Consider the following 21,743-nt stretch of genomic DNA (forward strand, 5'->3'; position numbering starts at 1 on the left):
GAAGTTGCGCACTCGTCTGTACAGAACGGATTACGTGGGCTGTAGGGATGTGTCCACACGGTTATCCACATTTGAGTGCGCAAGAAGTTGCGCACTTCAATCATTCTGGATTTTCCGCTCAGTTGTCTCCCCCGCAGGAGTCACACCTCCTACTTACGACCATCGGCCTCGTTTTTGTCTCCGATGTGCGCATCCCTTGAGAAACGTCAACAACACCGCGATTCGGATGGGTTAACGTAGCCAGACTCTCGCCGACTTGAGGATTGCACATGCTTGCCAACCGCCCTGAAGTGGATGTCGCGATTATCGGCGGAGGCCAGTCCGCACTTGCCGTCGCTTACTTTCTGCGCCGAACCGGACGTTCCTTTGTCATCATCGACGCTGAAGACGCGCCGGGCGGCGCCTGGCGGCATGGCTGGGACTCGTTACGACTGTTTTCACCCTCGACCTGGAGTTCCATCGCTGGCTGGATGATGCCGCCGGTCACGGACGGTTATCCGAGCCGCGACCACGTACTGGATTATCTGCGCCAGTATGAGCAACGCTACCAATTCCCTACCGAACGCCCCTTTTGGGTAAACGCCGTTGAGCGCTGGGCCGATCGCCTCCACGTAAAGGCCCAGGGCCGCAGTTGGCTGGCGCGCGCGGTCGTCAGCGCAACGGGCACCTGGCGTCATCCCTACGTGCCACATTACCCCGGCAGTGAGACCTTTACCGGCCAACAACTGCATTCGGCTCACTACGTTGACGCCAAGCCATTCGCCGGAAAAAAAGTTCTGGTGGTGGGTGGTGGTAACTCCGGCGCACAGATCCTCGCGGAAGTGTCCCTGGTGGCCGACGCCATATGGATCACCCAGCAGCCCCCGCAATTTCTGGCTGATGACGTCGATGGACGGGTGCTGTTCGAGCGCGCCACAGAACGCTGGAAAGCCCAACTCGCGGGCATCGTCGTGGAGCAACCGGTGGGTGGCTTGGGTGACATTGTGATGGTGCCGCCAGTCGTCGAAGCCCGGGAGCGCGGCGTACTGCACGCGGTTCGGCCTTTCCTGGGCTTCACCGAAACCGGCGTGACGTGGGCTGATGGCTCGCAAACACCGGTCGATGCGGTGATCTGGTGCACCGGTTTCCGCCCTGCCCTCGGCTATCTGGAGTCACTGGGCGTCTGTACCGCCGACGGGCGTGTGGCCGTCGAAGGCACGCGTTCGATCCAGGAGCCGCGCTTGTGGTTGGTGGGTTACGGAGACTGGACAGGCGCCGCATCCGCGACACTGATCGGTGTCACCCGTACGGCGCGCAGTACCGTTGAGCAGATTGACAGATTTTTAAGGGAGCAGTGAACACGCGAGGCGTTGTCATTGCAGCCAGACACCCGCCCACATCGCCAGCGTCAACCCTGCCTGGCCGGGAATCACATACGCGGCGAACCGTCGGCCGCCACTGACCCACGCCACCACACACTTGCTCACCGAGTTGCTACTGACAGCGATCAGCGCAGGGCCAGCAATGGCCTCAAGCGGCAACTGGCCGGATTCGGCCAACGCGGCGATTGATGCCGTTGAAGCGTGTGCGTCAGCGAAACCGGTAAACGTGGCCGTCAACATCACACCCACCTCACCAAAGAGGTTGAGCATGACCGACGACAACAAGGTGATGCCCGTCAGGGTCAACGTCACGACCAAGGCCAGCTTGAGGTTAAACGCACCTCCAACCTTGATCGGTTGGTTGGCGCGGGCGTCAGGCCTGGGAAACATCAGGCACACGCCGTACAACGCTGTGGCGGCGAAACCGCCTAACAGCGGCGCCCACATGTGACGTAACAGAGCGGTGTCGACCGCCGCCAGGATCAAACCGACCTGAACGACAGTGGCCAGATTGGACAAAATCGCGGCCGCCGCCAGGACTTTGATGTTTTGCGGCTCCTTGGTGACCAGGTGTCCCATGGAGGCGATGGTCACGGTGCTGGAAGCAAATCCGGAGGCGATGGCACTGACCGCATAGCCGTAATGGGTGCCCAGGTTACGCACGGCTATATGACCCAAGGCCCCGACCGCCATCAGCATCACGGTCAGGGTACAAATGGTGCGCAGATTGATCGCGCCGTAGGGGCCGATGAAACGGTCCGGAGCCAAAGGCAATACCACCAGTGCGACGACCAAAAGCACCAGACCATCGCGCATTTCTGCTTCGGTCAACTGGCTATTGGCGAAGTAATGCAGTTTCTGGCGGTACGTCAGTAGCCCCGCGATCACCACGCCTATGGCAATGGCCAGTTCCGGCGCGGTGCCACACAAGGCCCCCAATATCAACACCGCGAGCAACGCCACTTCACTGGTCACGCCCGGGTCGTCGCTCAGGCTGCGCCAGTACGCCACGGTGATCAGCAGAGCTAAACAGATCGCCACGATCCCTAGCAGCAGACCACCACCGACCTGCATCGCCACGTACCCCAGCAACGCCGTAATGGCGAACGTGCGCAAGCCGGCGAAGGCTCGGCTGGCCCCTTCGCCCTTGTGCCGTTCGCGCTCCAGACCGACGAGCATGCCGATCCCCAGCGCTGCCGCCGCACCGGTCATGCCAAGGGTTTCATTCATAGCGTCCCCGTCCGAGTGAGTATTGAGCCCTTTCAATCCGGTAGCACACCCCCGCGCGTCGTTTCGTTGCAGGGTGCAGCATTTCGCAGCGAACTATCGAGGGAATATGCCCATGTGCATTCGCCTGAGTTCAGCATGGACCCAAGACTGCGCCAGTGCGACGGAGCAAAGGTTGATAACGGTCAACCGTTGGAGGATGTCGATCTCTGACTATCGCTGGCGACATTGCCGATCCTCAAACCGCCGGCGCCCAACACGACGTTCTACAAGGTATAGGCGATCCCGACTTGCACCGTTCGTGGCGCCCCCGGGTAGGCGTAGACGTTGCCGAACGCGCCCTCTTCGTAATCGCGGTCAAACAGGTTCTTCACGTCGAGGTTGAGCCGCACCTTGTCATTGACTTTGTAGTAGCCGAGCAAATCGACAACGGTGTAGCTGTCCATCGAGAAAGCGGTGTTGGCGGTTTGTCCGGCGCGCTCATCGACGTACTTGAGCCCCGTTCCCAGACCCAGCCCTTTGAGGGCGCCGTCCTGGAATTCATAAACGTTGAGCAGGCTGAAGCTGTTTTTCGGGATGTTCACCAGTCGTGTACCGGAACGAATCACGTTGTCCTTGGTCACCTCGGCATCAACATAGGCATATCCGCCGATGACACGCCATTCGGGGGTCAGGTTGCCGGCGACGTTCACGTCCAGGCCACGGCTACGCACTTGGCCGGCGGCCACACTGAACGTCGAGTCCACAGGGTCGGTGGTCAACACGTTGCGTTTCTCGATCTGATAGATCGCCGCATCGACGCTCAACTGCTGCTCCAGTGCCTCCCACTTCAACCCGATTTCATAGGACTTGCCTTTCTCCGGCTCAAAGCCACCACCCTGTCGACTGGCGCCGGTGTTGGGTTTGAACGAGCGCGCAGTGTCCGCGTAGACCGCAACGGTGTCGGTCAGGTCGTAGGTCAAACCGATGCGCGGCGTCACCGCGTTATCACTGGCCTGCCAGCTTTTAGCGCCGGGCACATAGGTTTCGTAGTCGTGTTCGAAACGCTCGAAACGCGCCCCGGCCAGTACCTTGAGTCGTTCGGTCAGTGCCACTTGGTCCTGCACAAACGCGGCGTAGGTCTTGAGGTTTTCTTTGTCGTGGGTCGGGGTTCGGGTCAACGCCGGGCGTGGCTGGCCGTAGACAGGATTGAAGATGTCGATCGCATAGGCACCCACTGCGCCACTGGAACGCTGGATGATCGAATTGTAGTCGTAGTCTTCGTATTCGATGCCGGTCAGCAACGTGTGCTGCAAACCACCGGTGGTGAAGTGGCCGGTCAGGTTGAGCTGGGTGTCCTTGTCTGTCCACTCCAGCTTGCGGTAGTTGAAATTGCGCCCCAGGGTTCGACCGTCAGCTGCAATGCCATTGGCCTCGATCGCATTGCCCTGCAACGTACCCTCCAGCCACTGGAAGCCCCCGCCCAACGTCCAGTCGTCGTTGAGAATGTGTTCGAAACGCAGTTGCGCCATGTTGTTATCGTTGTGCAACTTGCCGGCGTCTTTTTCGCCAAAGAACGTGTCGCGCGACGCGGTGCCGATTTGCCTGGCGTAGCGCGTTACGCCACGATCCAGCGGATGATTGTTGCGCATGAAATCGCCTTCGAAAATCACCCGCGTCGCATCGGTCGCCTGCCAGGTGAGAACCGGCGTCACACCATAGCGCTCGGTTTCAACGTGATCACGGAACGTATCGCCACCCTCGCCCACCACATTGAGCCGATAGGCCAGTCGCCCCTCTTCATCCAGCGGACCGGAAGCGTCCAGCGTGCCGCGCTTCATGCCTTGGTCATTCAACTGGCTACCCAATGTGACCGTGGGCTCGGCGAGCGGCTGCTTGGAAACGACATTGAACGTACCGCCAGGATCGCCTCGGCCATACAGCATGGTTGCCGGCCCGCGAAGAACCTCCAGACGCTCGATAATGTTGGCATCCGGCATGTTCGGATAACCGCGATTGATCGGGAAACCATTGCGATAGAACTCACCGGTGGTAAAACCGCGCACCGTAAACGTGGTCAGACCCTGGCCACCAAAATTGTTCGCCCGCCCTACGCCGCCGGCGTAATCCAATGCGTCTTGCAGACGGGTGGCGCCGATGTCTTCAACGGCGTCCTTCGACACCACGCTGATGGATTGCGGTATGTCATGAATCGAGGTGTCGGTACGCGTGGCACTGGCGGAACGCGTTGCGCGATAACCCTGTACCGGGCCGTCTGCCCGCTCGTAATCTGCCGTGCCAACCACGTCGGTTGCCTCCAGCTCAAGCGCTGAAGCGCCGGAATTGGCTTGCTCAGCCCAGGAATAAGGGGACAACGCCTGCAGCACACAGATGGAAAGCAGAGTTCGACGCATGAGGAAAACCTTACGGATAGGCAAAAACGAAGGGCAAAACGGCCAGCAAACCGCGACGCATGGTATACCGGAAATTCTGCAATTGAAACGTATTCCCATTCGCTTATGCGCGTAATTTCACCTCGCCAAAAGCACACAACGTTCTAACGTTCTTCGCCAGCATCCCTCAGGTTGCCGATGTCAACTACCGAGCAACTGCCTGGTGGTCGCCATCGAGGTGTTCAACGATTGCCCCGTCCGTTGCAGTTTGTTCAGCAAACTGGCCCCCAACCACAGTTGATACAGCGTTTCCGCCAACTGACGCGCATCGCCCTCAGGCAGGCTCTGTTCGGCCTGGCCCTGCTCGATGCACAGGGTAATGCGCGCCACCACTTGCTCGGCGCCATCACGCAGCGTCAGGCGCATCGACTCGGACAGATCGGCAACCTCCGCACTGAGTTTTACCACCAGACACTCGTCGCCGTGCCCTTCGAGGGTGCAGCGATTCTGCCAGCCCTGCCAGTAATCCATCAGCCGTTCATAGGCACTCAGGCCCGGCAGTGTCAGGCGCCGCTCCATATCGGCCAGGTAGCCGACAAAGTAGTCCTCAAGCAGCGCCTGGCCGTAGAGTTCCTTGGATTTGAAGTAGTGATAGAACGAGCCCTTGGGCACGCCTGCGGTTTGCAGGATTTCGTTGAGGCCAACGCTGGTGAAGCCCTTCTCGGCCATCATCCGGTGGCCGGTATCGAGCAAATGCTGGCGGGTGTCGTCGTAGGTCGGTTTCATGGGGCGCAAATTACCAAACAATAGACCAGTCGTATATTTCACGGAGGCGAGAGTTTGCCATACCCGAGCGATAAAAACCCATGGCAAAAAAAACACTAGACGACTGGTCTAATTGAAACCTATGCTGTGCCCCGACAAACATCAACGGGTGTCCACAACGTGCGAATCCGTCGCGCTTCGATAACACCTGATCAACGCAAGGGTGCTTTATGAAAATCCTGATGGTTCTGACTTCCCACGATCAACTTGGCACTACTGGTAAGAAGACCGGCTTCTGGCTCGAAGAGTTCGCCGCGCCCTACTACGCCTTCAAAGATGCCGGCGCACAGATCACCGTGGTTTCACCCGCTGGCGGCCAGCCGCCGCTTGATCCGAAAAGTGATGAGCCTGATGCACAAACGGCTGAAACCGAGCGTTTTCGCAATGACCCGGCCACTCAACAGGTTCTGGCCAACACCGGGCGCCTGGCCGATGTCAGCGCTGATGATTTCGATGCCGTGTTCTACCCAGGTGGCCACGGCCCGCTCTGGGATCTGGCCGAAGACAAACACTCGATCGCGTTGATCGAAGCCTTCGACCGCAGCAACAAACCCCATGGTTTTGTCTGCCACGCACCTGGCGTGCTGCGTCACGTCGTTGCCGCGGATGGCAAACCGCTGATCCAGAATCGCGAAGTGACCGGTTTCACCAATTCCGAAGAAGCCGCGGTCGGCCTGACGGATGTGGTGCCGTTCTTGATCGAAGACGAGTTTCAGCGTCTGGGCGGGCGCTACACCAAAGCCGCCGACTGGCAGGTGTATGTGGTGGCTGATGGGCAACTGGTCACCGGGCAGAATCCGGCCAGCTCCGCCGCTGTGGCCGAGAAACTGCTGAAAATGCTCGGCTGATTCTTTTACAGATCCGAACACCGTGTGCGTGATGCACGGTGTTTTTTTTCATTCAGCCAATAGTCGACTGGTCTAATAAGCGATCGGATCGCACTCATTTATCAAGGTCACCTCCATGCACCACAGCAGTTTCTTCACGCCCGCCACACTGGGCCTTCACACCCTGAAAAACCGCATCGTCCTGCCACCGCTCACCCGCCAGCGCAGTACCCAACCGGGCAACGTCGCCAATGAATTGATGGCCGAGTATTACCAACAGCGTGCCGGGGCTGGTTTGCTCGTCACCGAAGGCACCCAGATCGAACCCCGTGGTCAGGGTTATGCCTGGACACCGGGTATCCATACCGCCGAGCAAATCGCCGGGTGGCGCAAAGTCACCGAAGCCGTGCATGCCCGTGACGGCGTGATTTTCGCCCAACTCTGGCACGTCGGTCGCGTTTCCCACATCGCGTTGCAGCCCAACGGTGATGCGCCGGTATCAGCCTCCGCCGTGGCCACTGACCGGGTCAGTGTGTTCATCGAAACCACGCCTGGCGCCGGCGAACTGGTGGCGCCGTCTACCCCGCGCGCCCTGACCACCGACGAAGTCCAGGAGCTCGTGCAGCTCTACATCCAGGCGGCGCGTAATGCGATGCAAGCCGGATTCGACGGTATCGAACTGCACTGCGCCAATGGTTATCTGGTCAACCAGTTCATCTCCGCCCATAGCAACCTGCGCACCGATCAGTACGGTGGTTCGCTGCACAACCGCCTGCGTTTTCTGCGTGAGGTGGTGTCCGGCGTCGCCGAGTGCATCGGCAAGGAAAAGGTTGGCGTGCGTTTCGCGCCATTGTTCACCACCACCGATGAAGCGCGGACTTACCTGGGCATGGTCGAGGAAGATCCACACACGACTTACATTGAGGCCATCAAGGTGCTGCAAGACGTGGGCATCGCTTATCTGTCCATCGCCGAAGCGGATTGGGACAATGCGCCAGCCATGCCAGAGACCTTTCGCCAGGCGGTGCGCGATACCTTCAGCGGCGCAATCATTTATGCCGGGCGTTACAACCCTGAGTCGGGTGCGAAATTGCTCGATTGCGGCCTGGCGGATTTTGTCGCCTTCGGCCGGCCGTTCATGGCCAACCCGGACCTGCCTGCGCGAATCGCCAACGACTGGCCGTTGAATGCGTTGAACCCGGCCACGGTGTATGGCGGCAATGCCGAAGGGTATGTGGATTACCCGGCATACGTCGCCTGACGCAAGGATCTCGACAAAGTGCTCCCGCTCCTGCGGGAGTGCTGCGTTACGCCACCCAATCCGTCTCCCACCCTCAGAGGCGACTGGATGTAACGTCTTCCCATCTTCACAAAAAGAGCGTCGCTCCATTGTCAGCTCGATTTTTTCGGCCTATCTTTGTAAAAAACCTATACAAGGCAGGCCGCAATGTACAACTCAGAGCCGTGGCCATTAACGCTTTACTTTGACGGTGAATGCCCACTCTGTGCGCGAGAAATCAAGCTGTTGCGCCAACATGCGGTCGAAACACGACTGCGCTTGGTTGACCTTAGCCCTGAGGACTTCGATCCAGCCGCTCTGGGCTTCACGCTTACGCAAATGCAATCCTCACTGCATGCAAGATTCGACGATGGATGCTGGGTAAAAGGCCTCGACGCCACGCTATGGAGCTGGCGAGCCGCAGGGCTTGGGATCTGGGTTGCACCCCTGAGCTGGCGTTTGACCCGTCCTTTGTTTGCCATTGCATATCGCCTGTTCTGCCACTTGCGCCCTCACTTGGCGTGGCTGCCTCACCCTGACGGCAGCCGGCGTTGTCACGACGGCCACAGCAGTTGTCGCACTCTTATCCAGCCGCAACGCCGCGAGAAATCCGAATGACTCAATCATTAGCCAGTCACTACCGTGAAATTCTTCTCGGCGTCGGTGAAAACCCCGACCGCGAAGGACTTCGAGACACGCCCAAGCGCGCAGCCAAAGCCATGCAGTTCCTGTGCGACGGCTACACGATGAATCTCGAAGAAATCATCAATGGCGCGTTGTTCGAGTCACAGAACGATGAAATGGTCATCGTTCGCGACATTGAGCTCTACTCGTTGTGCGAACACCACATGCTGCCCTTCATCGGCAAGGCCCATGTGGCCTACATACCGACTGGCCGGGTCTTGGGGCTGTCGAAAGTGGCCCGAGTGGTCGACATGTTCGCGCGCCGCTTGCAGATCCAGGAAAACCTGACACGACAGATCGCCGACGCGATCCAGCAAATTACCGACGCGGCTGGTGTGGCCGTGGTCATTGAAGCCAGGCACATGTGCATGATGATGCGCGGTGTGGAAAAGCAGAATTCGGTCATGACGTCATCGGTCATGCTCGGTGCCTTTCGAAAGTCCTCCAGTACACGCCAGGAGTTCCTTCAACTGATCAGCCGATGACAGTGACTTTGTTGTCGGTTTGTCGAATCAAATGCGCCGACAAACCTGTACACGCATAGGTATCTGTACAAGCCTTTTCAAAGGGGTGTTCTCCACCTTCACCCGTGTCTTCAGGGAGTAAAGCAATGGCCCGTTTTTTGGTTGTACTGGCATTGGTGTTAAGCGTCACGAGCTGCGGCAGCGTCGATGTCGGTCGCTATGCCGACCAGCAACCGGCCCTGAACCTGGAGCATTTCTTCAGCAAACCTGTCAAAGCCTGGGGCATGTTTCAAAAGCGCTCAGGCGAGGTTGTCAAACGCTTTGAGGTCAATATCCAGAGTCATCGCCAGGGTCATGACCTGATTCTCGACGAGCGTTTCGTCTACAGCGATGGCACTCGCGAGCGGCGCGTCTGGACCCTGACGCCAGAAGGTGCAGGCCATTGGCGCGGTCGCGCTGGCGATGTCGTGGGCGAGGCCAAAGGTGAAGTGGCCGGCAACGCATTACGTTGGCGCTATGTCCTGAGCCTCCCGGTCGATGGCTCCGTTTATGAAGTGAACATGGACGACTGGATGTACCAGATGGACGAGGACACGCTGATCAATCGCACCCGCATGTCCAAGTTCGGTGTCGAGATCGGCCAGGTGACATTGTTCTTCCGCCGCCAGTCCGGGGGAGAAAACCAATGAGTGATTCGCTCACCATGACCTCCCTGGGCGACGGCTACCGCGCCCTGGTGATCGGCGCCAGCGGCGCACTCGGCACAGCCTTCTGTGAGTGGCTCAAACACGACCCACGGTGTGCAAGTGTGCGGGAACTGGGGCGCAAGACCGATCCCGCACTTGACCTGGAACAGCCCGAGACAATCGCCAGCGCCGCCGCCGAACTGGCCAAAGAAGCGCCGTACCAGTTGATCGTGCATGCTGCGGGCCTGCTGCATCGCGCGCCCCTCAAACCGGAAAAAAGTTACAGCGCCATGGAAGACGCCGCGCTGCAGGCCGTGTTTCAAGTGAACACGCTGGGACCGGCGATGGTCTTGCGCCTTTCTTTGCCTACGACGGAGAACGCCTACCGTGGTAGGCAAGGAGTGATTCATGAATCTGCAAACCCTCACCGAGCACGCCGCCAACAGCGAAGTACGGGAACTGGAACTGCTGTCGCTCGAAGGTGGTTTCTATCTGGCACGCATCCGCATGGATCAAGGCCAATTCACCTTGCTGGACGATACCGCCAAACCCATGCGTCTACGTTCAATCACTCATCTGCGTGACTTGTTGCAAACCGTTCCGGCCTTTCCCTGCGTGTTGGTGCAGCAATGCGTGCACGACGAAATGTGCGGCTGGGACACAGGCCCTGTCGAGGAACTGCGCCTGCCTTTTTCGCTGACACCTCCTTTATGAACCGAACGCTGGTGGGCTGCCCCGAATGAACAAGGTCAATCGCCTGTGCCTGATCCTCGGCGATCAACTGTCGTTTGATCTGGCCTCATTGCAAGGGCTCGATCCCGAACGGGATGCGGTACTGATGGTCGAGGTGATGGAAGAAGCCAGCCATGTGCCTCATCATCCGCAGAAGATCGCGCTGATCTTCAGCGCCATGCGTCATTTCGCCCAGGCGCTGCAGGCCAGAGGCGTGCGTGTCGAGTACGTCACCCTTGATGCCCCGCACAACAGCGGATCGGTACCGGGGGAATTACGCCGCTGGCAGGACCTGCTACAAGCGGACGAACTGCACGTCACCGAATGCGGCGACTGGCGCCTCGAACAGTCTCTCAAGGAATGCGGCTCAGCCATTGACTGGCATGCCGACACGCGTTTTCTGTGCAGTCGCGCTGAGTTCAGCGCGTGGGCGGCCGGCAAAAAACAGCTGCGCATGGAGTTTTTCTACCGCGAGATGCGCCGCAAGAGCGGTTTATTGATCAATGGCGACGGTACGCCGGTCGGTGGCGCGTGGAACTTTGACGCCGAAAACCGCAAAGCCTTGCCCAAAGGAGTGAAAGCGCCCTACCCGGCGCGGTTTTCCGGCGACGCCATCACTCGCGACGTGCTTGCACTGGTCAAAGAGCGCTTCAGCAGCCACTACGGCTCTCTGGACAATTTCAACTATCCGGTCACACATGCCGACGCCCAAGCCTTATGGGATTACTTTCTGGACTATGGTCTGGCCGGGTTCGGCGATTACCAGGATGCCATGGCCAGCGACGAACCCTTTGTGTTCCATGCGCGGATCAGCGCAGCGCTCAATATCGGTCTGTTGGATTTACGTCAACTGTGCAGCGACGTTGAGTCGGCTTACAGGTCTGGCCGCATCCCATTGAATGCAGCCGAGGGGTTCATTCGGCAATTGATCGGCTGGCGGGAATATGTGCGAGGGGTTTACTGGCTGAAGATGCCTGACTATGCCCAAGGTAATTCATTTGGTAACCACCGGGCCTTGCCGGCGTTCTACTGGACGGGCGAAACGCAGATGAACTGCATGCGCCAGGCAATCGGTCAAAGCCTCGAACATGCCTATGCCCACCACATCCAGAGGCTCATGGTCACGGGCAATTTTGCCTTGCTCACTGGCATCGCGCCGAGCCAGATCTGCGAGTGGTACCTGGCGATCTACATGGACGCGTTCGACTGGGTGGAACTGCCCAATACCCTGGGCATGGTCATGCACGCTGACGGTGGCTATCTCGGCTCCAAGCCTTACTGCGCGAGTGGCCAGTACATCAATCGAATGTCTGACTACTGTCGCGGCTGTGCTTACAAAGTCAGCGAAAGCACGGCTGACAACGCCTGCCCTTTCAATGCGCTGTACTGGCATTTCCTGATGCGCCACGGCGATCTTCTACGCGGTAATCAGCGCATGAGCATGATGTACAGAAACCTCGACCGCATGCCGCAAGACAAGCAACAAGCGCTTTGGCAGCGGGGGCAGAAACTGCTCGACACACTGGATCGTGGCGAGCCGCTATAAAACCCGGCGTCCTTCCCCGTGCGGGTGCAACTTAAACACCCGGTGACAGGTCAATGTGAGGATTCCCGGTGTACGTTTGAGCCGCGTTGAATGAACTCACACAAAAATCAAGAAGGCGCCCTTGGTGGAAACTCTGAAGCAACTTACTCGCGAGGCGCTTGAGACAGAGGTCATGCGTCTGCGCCTGCTTCTGGAGAGCAGCGCAGCAGCATCACCGGATATGGCCGCCCAGCTTGCCGCCAGCCGAGCGGCGCTTGCCAGTAGCGAGGCGCGTTTCAGCACCATCCTGGAAACCATCGAGGCCGCGTTCGCGATCGTCAAAGTCAAATTCGACGCTGACGATCGCCCCGTCGACTACTACTTCGTCGAGGCCAACCCTGCGTTCGAACGTCAATGCGGCGTCAACCTGCGGGGTAAATGGGTGACCGAGTTCGCCCCCAACCTGGAGAGTTTCTGGTTCGAGACTTACGGGCACGTGGCCAAGACCGGCGAGCCGGCCAACTTCGAAAACTACGCCAATACCTTTGAACGCTGGTTCGATGTTCGCGCCGTGCGTGTCGGCGATCCTGCCGATCGACAAATCGCGATTTTCTTCAGCGACGTCACCCAACGCCGAGACGCCGAGGAGCGCCTGCGGATCAGCGAGGCGGTCGCGCGTGAAAACGTCGAGCGCGTGCAACTGGCCCTCGCCGCCGGGGCTATTATTGGCACCTGGCATTGGGACTTGCCGACAGATTGCTTCACCATGGATGAGTCCTTTGCCAGGATTTTTGACCTTGATCCCGCGTTGGGCCGCACCGGTCTGAGCCTGGAGCAAGTCGTGATGACCGTACACCCCGATGACCGGGACGGGCTTACGGCCGCGATCAACGAAGCAATTGCCCGGGGCGGCGCCTACTCCCATCAGTATCGTGTGCGCCGCGCAGACGGAACATACAACTGGATCGAGGCCAACGGACGCGTCGAGTGCGCCGATGACGGCACCCCGCTGCGATTTCCCGGCGTACTCATCAATGTTGAGGAACGACGCAACGTCGAGGCCGAACGCGACCGGGCCAACGCCGCGTTGCGCGCGCTCAACGACACACTGGAACAACGCGTATCGACGCGCACAGCCGAACTCATGCAAACCGAGGAAAAACTGCGCCAGTCGCAGAAGATGGAAGCGGTTGGACAACTGACCGGGGGCTTGGCCCATGATTTCAACAACCTGCTGGCCGGTATCTCGGCGGCGTTGGAATTAATGGGAAAGCGCATCGCCCAAGGCCGTCTGAAAGACGTCGATAAGTACATGGTCACCGCCCAAGGCGCCACCAAACGTGCGGCGGCCCTGACCCATCGATTGCTGGCCTTCTCGCGACGCCAGACGCTTGATCCACGGCCGACGGATGTCAATTCCCTGATCCTCGGCATGACCGAATTGATCCAGCGCACCGTCGGCCCCGCCATCCGCTTGAAGACTGTCGCGGCGCCCGAACTCTGGCCGACCCTGGTCGATGCCAGTCAACTGGAAAACGCACTGCTGAATCTGTGCATCAACGCCCGCGATGCGATGCCTGATGGCGGGCGTATCACGGTCGAGACGGCCAATCGCACAATGGACTCGGCGTCGGCCCGCGCGCAGGACATGCCCGAAGGCGAGTACTTGTCCCTGTGTGTCACTGATACCGGCACAGGCATGACGCCCGAGGTCATCGCCAAAGCCTTCGACCCGTTTTTTACCACCAAGCCTTTGGGCCAGGGCACCGGCCTGGGGCTGTCGATGATCTACGGATTCACCAAGCAATCCGGCGGTCAGGTGCGAGTACATTCACAAGAGGGCCAAGGCACCACGATGAGTCTCTACCTGCCAAGGTACTGTGGCGAAACGCGGGCAAATCAGGATGCCACGCGCAACGCGACAACGCCTCTTGCCAAGTCAGGCGGGACAATTCTGATTGTCGACGACGAACCCTCCGTGCGCATGTTGCTTTGCGACGTGCTGGGCGAACTCGGTTATAACCTGCTGGAAGCCGCCGACAGCGTCGAAGGACTCGAAGCATTACGCTCCACTGCGAAAATCGACTTGCTCATCACCGATGTCGGATTACCGGGTGGCATGAACGGACGACAGGTGGCCGATGCGGGCCGGGCAATGAGGCCTGAACTGAAAACCTTGTTCATCACCGGCTATGCCGAAAATGCCGTCATTGGCAACACTCAACTCGGGCCGGGAATGCAGGTGTTGACCAAGCCGTTTGCGATCGACACCCTCGTTTCGCGCGTCGTTAGCCTGATGTCGGCTAACGTTGAATGAAGCTGTCGCGAACATTCTTCTGAAGTGCCGCAATAATTTGTAGCGACGTAAAAAGCCTGCTTTTCAGGGCAGGCTTTTCGTGTGACGCGGCTCGCTTACTTCTGTTGAGCCGTCAGCGCCGCATAGCCATTCATCAAATTGCGGTAGTTCGGAATCCGCTGCGACAGCAAATGACCCAGGCCTTCAATGTCGTTGCGCCAGTCGCGGTGAAGCTCACAGGCCACCGAGAACCAGTTCATCATCTGCGCGCCGGCCTGGGTCATGCGACTCCACGCGGCTTGTTGCACGGTGGTGTTGAACGTGCCGGACGCATCAGTCACCACGAACACATCAAACCCCTCCGCCAGCGCCGACAGGGTCGGAAACGCTACGCACACATCCGTCACGACACCGGCGATGATGATCTGTTTGCGACCGGTGGCTTTGATTGCTTTGACGAAGTCTTCGTTGTCCCAGGCGTTGATCTGCCCTGGACGAGCGATGTAAGGCGCATCAGGGAACATCTCTTTCAACTCCGGTACCAGCGGACCGTTCGGGCCTTGCTCGAAACTGGTGGTGAGGATGGTCGGCAACTGGAAGAACTTCGCCAGATCGGCCAGCGCCAGCACGTTGTTCTTGAACTCGTTCGGCGAGAAGTCCTGCACCAGAGAAATCAAACCGGTCTGGTGATCAACCAGTAGCACTACGGCGTCGTCTTTGTTGAGGCGGTTGTAGGTTGGAGTGTTCATCTGTGCATTCCTTTTTAGTTGTGGGGGTTCTTGTTGCGTTCAAGATGGGCACAGATTACTGACGCACCGTGGCGAGATAAATCGGCTGAAAAGCGTTTAACTGTCAACTCAGAAAGGACAATTGGCATTGGATAAAGGGCGGTGACTACAGAGCCAATCTATTCGAACTCCTGTCACGGACCCCTCCTCAGCGACGACCTCGCAACGTCAAATCTGCAGGAGGCTATCGCGCTATCTCTCGTCACTTTTTCTTACACCTTTTGTCACCCTGCGACACCCTGTCCGCCGATCCGCAGCCGGCGTCTGCCTTCAGTTTGGTATGATGCGCCGCTTTTACGGTTAACCCCCCGCCAGTCCTGCCGACTGACGGGCTGCAAAAGGCGGTATTAGATGACGGCTTTGTTGACTCGCCGCAAGGTGCTTGCGGGAATGGGCGTGCTCGGGCTTGGCCTGCTCGCCGGCTGCGACACCCGCGGCCAATTGTCGTACAAGTACGGCAAGGATCTGAGTAACAAGATCATGGGACGCACCTTCAAACTGAAGAACACCGACGGCGAAACCATGACCCTGTCGAGCTTTCGCGGCCTGATGCCAATGGTGTTCTTCGGTTTCACCCAATGCCCGGCAGTCTGCCCGACGACCTTGGCCCGTGCGGCAAAAATCAAAAAACTCATGGGCCGGGACGGCGATCGCTTGCAGGTGATCTTCATCAGCCTCGACCCCGAGCGCGACACGCCAGAGATTCTCGATGCCTACATGAAGGCCTTCGACCCGACCTTCGTCGCGCTGTACGGCACGCTTGAAGAAACCAAGGCCACGGCCAAGGAATTCGACGTGTTCTTCGAGAAGGTGCCGGCCGGCGACACCTACACCATCTCGCACACCGCCACCAGTTATGTCTACGACTCGCGCGGCGAACTGCGCCTGGGACTGTCCACCTCACTTTCGGCAGAAGAATGCACGGAAGATTTGCTAACTGTTATGGAGGTTTGCTGATGCACCCCGTTCTGAACAACATCAAACGCACCGTTTTCGCCCTTTCGTTGATGGGTCTGGCGTTTCAGGTCTCGGCGCAGACCAAGGTCGACGACGCCTGGGTACGTGCGACCGTGCCAACCCAGACCGCCAGTGGCGCGTTCATGACCCTCACCGCCGACAGCGACAGCAAGCTGCTCAGCGTCGCAACGCCCGTGGCCAAAGACGTGCAGATCCACGAAATGACCATGAAGAACGACGTCATGAGCATGGGCCCGGTGAAGTTCGTCGAGCTGCCGGCCGGCAAAGCCGTCAAGCTTGATCCGAACGGCTACCACGTAATGCTGATGGGCCTGAACGGCCAGCTCAAAGAAGGCGAAAGCGTGCCGCTGACCCTGACCGTTGAGAACGCCAAGGGCGAGAAAGAAACCATCGAGGTTAAAGCGCCGGTACGCGCGCTGACCAACATGGAAGGTCACGATCACAGCAAAATGCACTGATCTGACTGAGCGGTAATAAAAAAGGGGCGGCCTGATCGATGATCAGGCCGCCCCTTTTTTGTTTTTGATACGCGCTGACTTAACGCTTGCGGGCCAATGCCTTGCGCACACTTTTCCGTGACATCCCCGAGCCGGAACGAGTCACGGTTTCGATGACGGTTGCCTTGGCCAACTGTTCCTTGCGCTTTTCCACCTCACGCCACTGGTAACCGAGATATCCGCCTGCCGCCACAATCCCCAGCCAACCGAACACCGAACTGACGAAGAACCACAGCCCGAGGGTGATCCACACGTTTTTCGAGGTGAACAACTTCAAGCTGTCATCGGCACGCACCGGTTCAACCGGTTCAACCGCTGCCTGCGTCACCGGTACTCTGTGCACCCCATCCAGATCAATGCGCCAAGCGAAGTCCGCCCCGGCCACCGGAATGTCTAGCTGAGTGCCTTCAGCACGATGCACCCGAATGTCGCCATCGACGAGCGACATGGAGCTGAAACTGATCTGGGCTTCATAGCGAATTTCGCCGTTGACCTGGGTCACGACCGTCCGTTTTTGGTCGATGGGGGTGTCGCGCATGTCGATTCCTTGAGCGTTCCACGTCGGACGACGTGCGAAGGCATAATCCGTTGGGCTCGAATGCTACTGAGTGGCTATAACGCCGTCCAGAAAGTGTGCTTTTAAGCTACTGACCTAGGCGAAAATCCTCCGGCATGAGTCTGTTCGAGGCTACCTGCCATGATGGAAAGCGTGCTTTACATCGGATAAATCTTCGGCGACCATGTAAAGGGTCTTTTACATAGGAAGTAAAGAATGAACCGCTACTACCTCGAATTGGGCGCAGCATTAATCATCTACATGCTGGTGCTGACAGCCTCATTGATTGCCTCGCAATACCTGATGGACGCCCCCATCGTGCTGCGCTCGGCCGTCGCACTGACGCCGGTCATTCCGGCGGGACTGATGTGCTGGGCCATTGTGCGCAATATGCGGCGCATGGACGAAATGCATTTGCGCATCCAGTTCGAAGCATTGGGGTTTGCCTTCGCCGCCTCGGCATTGTTGACCTTCAGCTACGGTTTTCTGGAAAACGTTGGCGCCCCACATATCCCGTGGACGTGTGTGTGGCCGGTGATGGGGCTGATGTGGATTGTCGGCCTGCACATTGCGCGGCGCCGCTACCAATGAAAAACCGCCTCAAGGAATTGCGCGCCGAGCGCAAATGGTCGCAGGTCGATCTGGCGGAACGCTTGAACGTGTCGCGCCAGACCATCAACGCGATTGAAAACGAACGCTACGACCCGAGTCTGCCACTGGCCTTTCAGATTGCCCGGGCGTTCGAGCTGCCGATTGAGAACATTTTTGATGATGGCGAACCTTGAATGAAAAAAGGGGCAACAGACGTTGCCCCTTTTCTATCAACTCCCCGCGCCACCATGCGCCTCTTCAAAAAAGTAATCCTTCCAGCTCTCAGCCTTGTTCTTCAGCACGCCCAGCTCCTGCAACTTCTCGGCATAGATAAAGGTGCGCTGCGGCACCACGGTGAAATCGATTTCCGGGTCCTTGACGATTTGCTCGACCAGGGCCAGCGGCAACTTCGACTGCTCGACACGGATATAAGCCTGAGCCGCCGCCGGTTTGTCGGCTTTGATGATCTTCTCGGCCTCGGCCAGCGCGTCGTAGAACGCCTTGTAGGTTTTCGGGTTTTCGTCGTGGAATTTTTCTGTGGTGTAGAGCACGTTGAACGTCGCCTGGCCGCCGAGCACGTCGTAGGAACTCAACACTTTGTGCACGTTGGGATTCTGCAACGCCTGGTACTGGAACGGCGGGCTGGAGAAGTGCGAGTTGATTTCCGAGCCGCCGGCGATCAGCGCCGCCGTTGCATCGGGGTGCGGCAAGCTGACTGAGATGTCATCGAACTTCTTGTACTGGGCGTCACCGAACTCCTTGGCGGTTTCGATCTGCAAGGTGCGCGACTGGAAGCCGACACCGGCGGCCGGCACGGCGATCCGGTCCTTGTCGGAGAAGTCCTTGAGCGTCTTGATGTTCGGATTGTTGGTCAGCAAATAGTTGGGCATCGAACCCAGCGCGGCGATGGCTTTGACGTTCTGTTTGCCTTTGGTGCGATCCCACACGGTGAGCATCGGCGGCACACCGGCGGAAACCACGTCGAGCGATCCGGTGAGCAACGCTTCGTTCATCGCGGTGGCGCCGGAGATGCTGTTCCAGTCGACCTTGATGTCGAGGCCCTGCTCCTTGCCGTGTTTTTCGATGAGGTTCTGGTCGCGCACCACATCGAGAATCAGGTAACCGATGCCGAATTGCTGGGCGATGCTGATCTTGCCTTCGGCCTGAGCGCCGGCGCTGAACAACGCACTCGCGGCCAGGGAGGCGGCCAACAGAGTCAGTGCGGAACGTTTGAACGGTGTGGCCATGACAACCTCGCAGCATGGGGTGGTTTGCTGAAAGGACTGACTTTATCGCTATAAAAAATAGAAATTAAATATCTTTATCGCATATCGATAGCACGGGTTGTTGAGCGAAATCGGGCTGTGGGCATTTGATTGTGAGGTTTAAAACGATCGCAGCGTTGCACAGTTCCTACATTGGATGCCGGTGATGGTTAGGCACCTTAAACAGCCTGAAACAATAAATCCGTCGGCAGCAATATCGCCAATTGCCGTGGAACACGAGGGCCGGTCAGGCCTGCGGACGCACCATCACCTTGAATAGCCCGCACGCCAGCGCATCAGCTGAGCGTTTAAAAGGGCGATCAGACAGCCCACCCTTGGTATCATCGCGCACACTTTTATGACGATTTAATGGCTGGAAGGTCTTTTTGTGAGTGCTCTTTTTAACCGGTTGCGGCAGCCGTATGCCCGCCTCATTTCGCTGATTGTTCTGCTGCTGGTGGTGCCGGTTTGCCTGCGTGCAGCACTCGGTTGGTCGACACCGCTGGGTTACTTGTCGGACCTGGCGATCGGCAGTCTGCTGGTGGTGTTATTACATCGCCGGGCGTGGTGGCTGGCCTTGCCGGTGCTGCTGTTCTGGGGATTGCTGGCGGTGGCGACCGCGGAACTGGTCAGCGCGGTCGGTCGTCTGCCGACTCCTTCCGACATCCATTACCTGATCGATCCGCAGTTCGTCGAGAACTCATCCGGTGGCGGGCTGGCCCATCCTGCATTGGGCATCACTCTGCTATTGGCCCTGCTGTTGTGGTTGCTGACACAGATTGCCAACCGCGGCATGCCGCGTCCGCCCCTTCCTCGCGTAGCCTGGAGCGCACCGCTGGTGTTGTTCGCCGCGCACTGGGGCGCGCAAAACCTGTGGCCGAGCGAAGCGGATCCGTGGCGCCAGTACAACCTGCCACACCAATTGCTGGCCAGCGAGGTCGCTGATCTGCAGATTCAGGCCGAGGAATGGTTGGACGGCGATGTCGAAGAACCCGCACCAGCCATGGCCGGACTCACCGACGTCGACCTCAACGGGCAGAAACTGCTGGCCGCGCCGGGACAAGCACGCAACGTGCTGATCATCGCGCTGGAAGGCATTCCCGGGGCTTACATCCGCGCCAACCGCGAGGCGATCGGCAGCCATTATCAGGAAGACCTGATGCCCAACCTCAGCCGCTGGGCCGAGCGCGGCATGAACACCCCGGACTACGTGCTGCATACGCACCAGACCATTCGCGGTCTGTACGCGATGCTCTGCGGCGATTACGACAAACTCAACAACGGCACGCCCAAAGGCGTGGAAATGCTCACCCTCAACGAGCGCAATCAGGCCTGCCTGCCGGCGCAACTGCGCGAACACGGCTTCAGCACCCACTATCTACAGGGTGCCGGGCTGCGCTTCATGGCCAAAGACAAGATCATGCCGCACATTGGTTTCGATGTGACGCACGGTCTGGAATGGTTCAGCAACAGCAATTATCTGGAATTCCCTTGGGGCAAGGATGACAAGGCGTTTTTCGAAGGCGCGCTGAATTATGTCGGCCAACTGAAAAAGCAGAAACAGCCGTGGATGCTGACGCTGCTGACCGTCGGCACCCATCAGCCCTACTCCGCGCCCGAGGAATACCTGGAGCGCTACGAAACGCCGAAACAGGCCGCCGTCGGTTATCTCGACGATGCGCTGGAGCAATTCCTCAGCGGCCTCGAACGCCAGGGCGTCCTGAAAGACACGCTGGTGGTGATCACTTCGGACGAATCCCACGGCATCGACGGCGTGCGCCTGGCTTCTTCGTGGGGCTTCAACCTGACCCTGGCACCGGAGCAGGCACAACTGCCACGGCTGAACAAAGGCGTGTATGGCCACGTCGATCTGAGCACTTCCATCCTCGACTACTTCGACCTGCCGGTGCCTTCCGCGCTGAGCGGCCGCTCGCTGTTTCGCGACTACGACAGCGGCCGTGAAATCATGTCGTTCACCAACGGCAAGCTGCGCTATCACAACGGTCAGGGGATTTTTTCCGAGTGCGATATGCCACGTCGCTGCCGCTATTACGAAAGCGCCGGGTTCATCGCTGAAAGCGCCACGTACAAAGGCAACTACAGCGGTCATCCGGCTCGGCAGATCGCCGCCCGCGCCAACGCCCTCGACCTGTCGCTGCTGCGTACGCCGCTCAATCATCGCTATCAGTTCGGAAGCAGCAACGTCATCCCGCTGCAAGCGCAGATCAAGGATGACTGGGCCGACAACCTGATCGGCGCGCAGTACCTGGAAATGCCCAAAGGCTCGCACACGCGCGTGCGCCTGACCGTACGTTCAGTCGATCCGCAACAAGCGGCGTACATTCAGCTCAAGGCCAAGGAGTTTGAACAGGACGTGCAGATCGGTCTGCCCTCGGAGATGGTCGCAACCGCCGACCAGCCACTGGAAATGAACTTCAGCTTCGACAACCCGCAAGAGCGCAAAGCGTTTTCTTTCCATTTGCTGGGTTACGGCTTGGGCGCCGTTGAAGTGACGGATTTCAGTGTGATCACTGAATTGCCGGGGCAAGAAGACACTTTGCATGAAGTTCCGCAGAGTGATGTAGAGTAGGCCAGTTGATCAAATGTTTTTCCTGAAAAACACCCTGTAAAAATGCAGGGCACCGAATAACGGCGCCCCGCATTTTATCCAAGATCAAATTTTAGTAACGTAGAATCCGGCGTTTTTCAAGGTTGTTGTCGCGTCGCCGTCTAACTATGCCGCTCTTTTCTCGGTCTGCTGCTGCCGATCCGGGTTCAACATCACAGTGC

Annotated in this window: 20 protein-coding genes and 1 pseudogene; 15 read left to right on the forward strand and 6 right to left on the reverse strand. The window is 58.6% G+C overall.

Annotated features, from left to right (window positions below):
- Positions 1–269 precede the first annotated feature (269 nt).
- A complete protein-coding gene (locus ACIOWA_RS23425; RefSeq protein WP_401162178.1) occupies positions 270–1,337 on the forward strand; it encodes an ArsO family NAD(P)H-dependent flavin-containing monooxygenase in 1,068 nt (355 codons plus the stop codon).
- A 15-nt stretch (positions 1,338–1,352) separates the two neighbouring features.
- On the opposite strand, the gene ACIOWA_RS23430 is transcribed toward ACIOWA_RS23425, so the two are convergent.
- The 3 genes from ACIOWA_RS23430 to ACIOWA_RS23440 form a co-directional block, all read right to left on the reverse strand.
- Positions 1,353–2,591: an MgtC/SapB family protein gene (locus ACIOWA_RS23430; protein WP_401162180.1), complete on the reverse strand. Its 1,239-nt coding sequence runs from the start codon at positions 2,589–2,591 to the stop codon at positions 1,353–1,355.
- Between the two features lie 263 nt (positions 2,592–2,854).
- Positions 2,855–4,981 (reverse strand): TonB-dependent siderophore receptor, encoded by a 2,127-nt coding sequence (locus ACIOWA_RS23435; RefSeq protein WP_339433764.1) that lies wholly within the window; start codon positions 4,979–4,981, stop codon positions 2,855–2,857.
- A 180-nt stretch (positions 4,982–5,161) separates the two neighbouring features.
- Entirely contained in the window at positions 5,162–5,746 is a 585-nt protein-coding gene (locus ACIOWA_RS23440) for a TetR/AcrR family transcriptional regulator (RefSeq protein WP_339433763.1), read from the reverse strand.
- A 209-nt stretch (positions 5,747–5,955) separates the two neighbouring features.
- Here ACIOWA_RS23440 and ACIOWA_RS23445 point away from each other — a divergent pair, with 209 nt between their 5' ends.
- The 9 genes and pseudogenes from ACIOWA_RS23445 (at position 5,956) to ACIOWA_RS23485 (ending at position 14,299) form a co-directional block, all read left to right on the forward strand.
- Positions 5,956–6,633: a type 1 glutamine amidotransferase domain-containing protein gene (locus ACIOWA_RS23445; RefSeq protein WP_339433762.1), complete on the forward strand. Its 678-nt coding sequence runs from the start codon at positions 5,956–5,958 to the stop codon at positions 6,631–6,633.
- A gap of 115 nt (positions 6,634–6,748) precedes the next feature.
- A complete protein-coding gene (locus ACIOWA_RS23450) occupies positions 6,749–7,873 on the forward strand; it encodes an alkene reductase (RefSeq protein WP_339466400.1) in 1,125 nt (374 codons plus the stop codon).
- 186 nt (positions 7,874–8,059) lie between these two features.
- Positions 8,060–8,509: a thiol-disulfide oxidoreductase DCC family protein gene (locus ACIOWA_RS23455; protein ID WP_401162183.1), complete on the forward strand. Its 450-nt coding sequence runs from the start codon at positions 8,060–8,062 to the stop codon at positions 8,507–8,509.
- Complete coding sequence (folE, locus tag ACIOWA_RS23460) at positions 8,506–9,060, forward strand: GTP cyclohydrolase I FolE (RefSeq protein ID WP_339433759.1); 555 nt, start codon at positions 8,506–8,508, stop codon at positions 9,058–9,060. Before ACIOWA_RS23455 ends, folE begins: the two co-directional genes overlap by 4 nt.
- A 125-nt stretch (positions 9,061–9,185) precedes the next feature.
- Positions 9,186–9,728, forward strand: coding sequence for a DUF3833 domain-containing protein (locus tag ACIOWA_RS23465; RefSeq protein ID WP_339496194.1), 543 nt, complete (start codon positions 9,186–9,188; stop codon positions 9,726–9,728).
- Positions 9,725–10,093: pseudogene (locus ACIOWA_RS23470) on the forward strand (short-chain dehydrogenase); the annotation flags it as partial. The gene ACIOWA_RS23465 and the pseudogene ACIOWA_RS23470, both read left to right, overlap by 4 nt.
- Before the next feature lie 40 nt (positions 10,094–10,133).
- Positions 10,134–10,439 (forward strand): DUF6482 family protein, encoded by a 306-nt coding sequence (locus ACIOWA_RS23475; protein ID WP_401162186.1) that lies wholly within the window; start codon positions 10,134–10,136, stop codon positions 10,437–10,439.
- Between the two features lie 25 nt (positions 10,440–10,464).
- On the forward strand, positions 10,465–12,003 hold the full coding sequence (locus ACIOWA_RS23480) for a cryptochrome/photolyase family protein (protein WP_339433756.1): 1,539 nt from the start codon (positions 10,465–10,467) through the stop codon (positions 12,001–12,003).
- A gap of 124 nt (positions 12,004–12,127) precedes the next feature.
- Positions 12,128–14,299, forward strand: a complete 2,172-nt coding sequence (locus ACIOWA_RS23485) for an ATP-binding protein (protein WP_401162188.1) — start codon at positions 12,128–12,130, stop codon at positions 14,297–14,299.
- A 95-nt stretch (positions 14,300–14,394) separates the two neighbouring features.
- Here the strand turns inward: ACIOWA_RS23485 and ycaC are convergent, their stop codons facing one another.
- Positions 14,395–15,027: an isochorismate family cysteine hydrolase YcaC gene (ycaC, locus tag ACIOWA_RS23490; protein ID WP_339433754.1), complete on the reverse strand. Its 633-nt coding sequence runs from the start codon at positions 15,025–15,027 to the stop codon at positions 14,395–14,397.
- Between the two features lie 390 nt (positions 15,028–15,417).
- Here ycaC and ACIOWA_RS23495 point away from each other — a divergent pair, with 390 nt between their 5' ends.
- Positions 15,418–16,023 carry an SCO family protein gene (locus tag ACIOWA_RS23495; RefSeq protein ID WP_339433753.1) on the forward strand — a complete coding sequence of 202 codons (606 nt, stop codon included), beginning with the start codon at positions 15,418–15,420 and terminating at the stop codon, positions 16,021–16,023.
- Positions 16,023–16,502 (forward strand): copper chaperone PCu(A)C, encoded by a 480-nt coding sequence (locus ACIOWA_RS23500; protein ID WP_339433752.1) that lies wholly within the window; start codon positions 16,023–16,025, stop codon positions 16,500–16,502. Before ACIOWA_RS23495 ends, ACIOWA_RS23500 begins: the two co-directional genes overlap by 1 nt.
- A gap of 79 nt (positions 16,503–16,581) precedes the next feature.
- Here the strand turns inward: ACIOWA_RS23500 and ACIOWA_RS23505 are convergent, their stop codons facing one another.
- Entirely contained in the window at positions 16,582–17,079 is a 498-nt protein-coding gene (locus tag ACIOWA_RS23505; protein ID WP_401162191.1) for a hypothetical protein, read from the reverse strand.
- Between the two features lie 234 nt (positions 17,080–17,313).
- Here ACIOWA_RS23505 and ACIOWA_RS23510 point away from each other — a divergent pair, with 234 nt between their 5' ends.
- Both ACIOWA_RS23510 and ACIOWA_RS23515 read left to right on the forward strand, forming a co-directional pair.
- Positions 17,314–17,688 (forward strand): hypothetical protein, encoded by a 375-nt coding sequence (locus ACIOWA_RS23510; RefSeq protein ID WP_127928539.1) that lies wholly within the window; start codon positions 17,314–17,316, stop codon positions 17,686–17,688.
- A complete protein-coding gene (locus tag ACIOWA_RS23515; protein ID WP_311997406.1) occupies positions 17,685–17,882 on the forward strand; it encodes a helix-turn-helix transcriptional regulator in 198 nt (65 codons plus the stop codon). Before ACIOWA_RS23510 ends, ACIOWA_RS23515 begins: the two co-directional genes overlap by 4 nt.
- A gap of 36 nt (positions 17,883–17,918) precedes the next feature.
- Here ACIOWA_RS23515 and ACIOWA_RS23520 read toward each other — a convergent pair whose 3' ends face one another.
- Entirely contained in the window at positions 17,919–18,935 is a 1,017-nt protein-coding gene (locus ACIOWA_RS23520) for an ABC transporter substrate-binding protein (RefSeq protein ID WP_401162194.1), read from the reverse strand.
- A 406-nt stretch (positions 18,936–19,341) separates the two neighbouring features.
- Here ACIOWA_RS23520 and ACIOWA_RS23525 point away from each other — a divergent pair, with 406 nt between their 5' ends.
- Positions 19,342–21,543 (forward strand): LTA synthase family protein, encoded by a 2,202-nt coding sequence (locus ACIOWA_RS23525; RefSeq protein WP_401162196.1) that lies wholly within the window; start codon positions 19,342–19,344, stop codon positions 21,541–21,543.
- Positions 21,544–21,743: the final 200 nt, after the last annotated feature.

This window comes from Pseudomonas sp. NPDC087614 (assembly GCF_044743485.1).
Taxonomy (GTDB): Bacteria; Pseudomonadota; Gammaproteobacteria; order Pseudomonadales; family Pseudomonadaceae; genus Aquipseudomonas; species Aquipseudomonas baetica_A.

Coding starts and splice junctions, on each gene's coding strand:
- ACIOWA_RS23480 (WP_339433756.1), top strand. CDS start 10,465: ATGAACAAGGTCAATCGCCTGTGCCTGATCCTCGGCGATCAACTGTCG.
- ACIOWA_RS23455 (WP_401162183.1), top strand. CDS start 8,060: ATGTACAACTCAGAGCCGTGGCCATTAACGCTTTACTTTGACGGTGAA.
- ACIOWA_RS23515 (WP_311997406.1), top strand. CDS start 17,685: ATGAAAAACCGCCTCAAGGAATTGCGCGCCGAGCGCAAATGGTCGCAG.
- ACIOWA_RS23430 (WP_401162180.1), bottom strand. CDS start 2,591: ATGAATGAAACCCTTGGCATGACCGGTGCGGCGGCAGCGCTGGGGATC.
- ACIOWA_RS23505 (WP_401162191.1), bottom strand. CDS start 17,079: ATGCGCGACACCCCCATCGACCAAAAACGGACGGTCGTGACCCAGGTC.
- ACIOWA_RS23445 (WP_339433762.1), top strand. CDS start 5,956: ATGAAAATCCTGATGGTTCTGACTTCCCACGATCAACTTGGCACTACT.
- ACIOWA_RS23435 (WP_339433764.1), bottom strand. CDS start 4,981: ATGCGTCGAACTCTGCTTTCCATCTGTGTGCTGCAGGCGTTGTCCCCT.
- ACIOWA_RS23495 (WP_339433753.1), top strand. CDS start 15,418: ATGACGGCTTTGTTGACTCGCCGCAAGGTGCTTGCGGGAATGGGCGTG.
- ACIOWA_RS23440 (WP_339433763.1), bottom strand. CDS start 5,746: ATGAAACCGACCTACGACGACACCCGCCAGCATTTGCTCGATACCGGC.
- ACIOWA_RS23520 (WP_401162194.1), bottom strand. CDS start 18,935: ATGGCCACACCGTTCAAACGTTCCGCACTGACTCTGTTGGCCGCCTCC.
- ACIOWA_RS23510 (WP_127928539.1), top strand. CDS start 17,314: ATGAACCGCTACTACCTCGAATTGGGCGCAGCATTAATCATCTACATG.
- ACIOWA_RS23425 (WP_401162178.1), top strand. CDS start 270: ATGCTTGCCAACCGCCCTGAAGTGGATGTCGCGATTATCGGCGGAGGC.
- ACIOWA_RS23500 (WP_339433752.1), top strand. CDS start 16,023: ATGCACCCCGTTCTGAACAACATCAAACGCACCGTTTTCGCCCTTTCG.
- ACIOWA_RS23450 (WP_339466400.1), top strand. CDS start 6,749: ATGCACCACAGCAGTTTCTTCACGCCCGCCACACTGGGCCTTCACACC.
- folE (WP_339433759.1), top strand. CDS start 8,506: ATGACTCAATCATTAGCCAGTCACTACCGTGAAATTCTTCTCGGCGTC.
- ACIOWA_RS23475 (WP_401162186.1), top strand. CDS start 10,134: ATGAATCTGCAAACCCTCACCGAGCACGCCGCCAACAGCGAAGTACGG.
- ACIOWA_RS23465 (WP_339496194.1), top strand. CDS start 9,186: ATGGCCCGTTTTTTGGTTGTACTGGCATTGGTGTTAAGCGTCACGAGC.
- ycaC (WP_339433754.1), bottom strand. CDS start 15,027: ATGAACACTCCAACCTACAACCGCCTCAACAAAGACGACGCCGTAGTG.